The organism is Pseudomonas sp. P5_B3 (assembly GCF_056400405.1).
The window spans coordinates 1-2,426 of record NZ_JBFULI010000120.1 but is presented as its reverse complement, the minus strand read 5'-3'; the positions used below and the strand labels follow the sequence as shown (position 1 = coordinate 2,426).

The following is a 2,426-nucleotide window of genomic DNA, read 5'->3' as shown; positions in this document are numbered from 1 at the left end:
TCGTTGGAGTCCAGCCAGTTGTAACCACAGGCATGCACCGGCATGCGGTAGCCGCCACGCGCCACCAACTCGTCCGAAAGTATCGACGGCAACTGGCTGGCGAGGTTGGCGCCCAATCCCGGCATGGCGATGGGGATTTCAGGTTTTAACCGGGTGATGTGCGTAGGCCCAGGCTCGACGGCGACGGTGTGCAAATGCTCCGGCCGGATGTCGAATTGCGGCCATTGGTGGGGCAGGAATTGGCTGTTCAGGGTGTCTTCCAGCCAAAGCAGAAAAGCATGATAACTGGTTTCGCTGACTTCGCCCCAGCCACGTTCTTCGTAGCGTTTGGTCAGGGCCGAGAGGGTCTTTTTTCTGTCCAATCCTGGCAGAGCGATTACCGAGCCGGCTGGGCGTTTAGGTACCGCGCCTTTGTTATCAACAGCAGTCCTTAGCGGGTGCAGCTTTTTTTGTCTAACACCCGCTGACTTTCTAATCCAGTTTGTAGCCAGCCACATATTCTTACCGAGAAATCCAGCATCCAACCTCCAGACAGGGACGCCCTCAACCTCCAGATTTTCAGTCTTACTCTTCAAATTCGACCCCATGATCCCCGGCACAAAAATCACCGGCAGCACCCCATCCGGCGGCAATATGCAGTGCACCGGGTCGGTGATATGGCTGGGCGTGAGGGTCCAGGTATGCACCGGGTTACCGCGCGCGTTGTAGGTCATGGGCGCAATACGCGGCGCCGTCGGGTTGTTGGTCATGCGGGGTCTCCGTGTTCAAGCCATTCCAGTACAAGCCCTTCCAGCGTCATGCCCTGTTGCAGGGTGACGAAGCCATCACCATCGGTACGGCCTTCGAAACGTGCGCCGTCTTTGCGCACCAGGGCGTAGGCACGGTTGCGGATGGGTTGACCGTCCGGGAAAAAGGTTTGGAAGCGTTCGTTGAACGAGGTGGTGGGCCAGCTATTGAATTGCGCGGAGGCATGGCTTGGGTCAATGAAGTACTTGTTCGCAGCCTTCACCGTGAAATTGCCGGGCATGCCCAACTCGATATTGCCGCCCTGCATCTTGATATAAGCCCCACCGCACAACAGGGTGATGTGCTTGTCTGCCGCCACCAGCACATGTTGCTGGCTGGCGCTGATTTCCACGCTCTGGTCGGCCTGCACATGGATGCTGTTGTGCTGGGCCTGCAACAGCAGCTGGCCGTTATGGGCGATATGGCGCATGTCGCCACCCTGGGCAAACAGTCCGAGTTCATCGCCTGCATTGATCACCACTTTCCTGCCGGCGGTGAGTTGCTGATTTTGTTGCGCCACGCTATCGATGTGCTCGCCTGCACCCATGGCAATACTGCGGGACGTCGCAGCAGCGATGCCGGCAGGCCCACTTAACGCGATGATGGGTTGCATGCCATTGCCGGAGCCATTGGCCTGATTATTGGCACCATGGCCCAACGCATTCACGGCATCAGTCAGGGACTGTTGCGGCTGCGAATCCTGGGCAATTCCTTGGGCATTTTCGGCAGATGCTCCCAGCTGTTTGGCCAATGTCAGGGCTGCTTGCAACACCTCGATCACCTGCTGGCGTTCCAGTTGACCCGCACCGGCCTTCAGTTGAGCTTCAGCGGTCAGCAATAAACCTTTTGCTGCGCGCAATGCGCCGTGACCATCCGTACGCAACTCAAAACCTTCCCCTCTAGGTTTACCGCCACCATAGTGGCGTGGATGAGTGAGGTAACCCAGATGCAGCGCGCTATGTTCGTGATCACTCATTAGCGCCGCGCTGATTTGCGCAGTGGTGTCGTCAATGCGCAACTCGTTGGCTCGTGTACCCTTGAACTCGCGACTTTTGGTCGTCGCTACGGCGTTGAGCTTAGGCAGTTCATAGGGCGGCAGATTGGTCTCGCGGTAGGTGCGGCCCGTGGCGATAGGCTGATCCGGATCGCCATCCAGGAAGCTGATGATCAGTTCCTGATTGACCCGAGGCACGGCCATGGCGCCCCAGGTCGCCCCGGCCCAGCCCTGAGCCACACGAATCCAGCACGAACTCTGGTCGTTGTTTTTGTCCGCGCGATCCCACGGGAACTGCACCTTGACCCGGCCCCATTCATCGCAATAAATCTCTTCCCCTGGCGGGCCGACTACCGTGGCGATATGCGGGCCGTCGATGCAGGGTTTGTCACGCAATGGGGCTTTCCAATCCGAGGTCCAGCGAATGGCTGTGGCCTGCATCTCGTAGGACGTGCCGCTGCCGCTGCCGAACGCTTCTTCCTCCAGGCTGCTGTGTTGTTTGCCTGCGTGGGTGATGGCGATGGTGCGCCAGCGGTCGTTGAAGTCTTCGCGCGGATGCTCGTTGAGGTCGAACGCCAACCCCGGTTGCAGGCGCGCATCGTCACCTGCCAACCCCGGTTGCAGGCGCGCATCGTCACCTGCCAGA

General features: G+C 59.1%; 1 protein-coding gene and 1 pseudogene. Both read right to left on the bottom strand.

Going from position 1 to position 2,426, the window contains the following annotated elements; all coding sequences use genetic code 11:
• Nucleotides 1-749 (bottom strand): annotated as a pseudogene (locus tag AC1DRN_RS29835) (esterase/lipase family protein); the annotation flags it as partial.
• The coding region (locus tag AC1DRN_RS29830; protein WP_477786919.1) for a type VI secretion system Vgr family protein at nt 746-2,426 on the bottom strand (1,681 nt) is incomplete at its 5' end. The gene AC1DRN_RS29830 and the pseudogene AC1DRN_RS29835, both read right to left, overlap by 4 nt.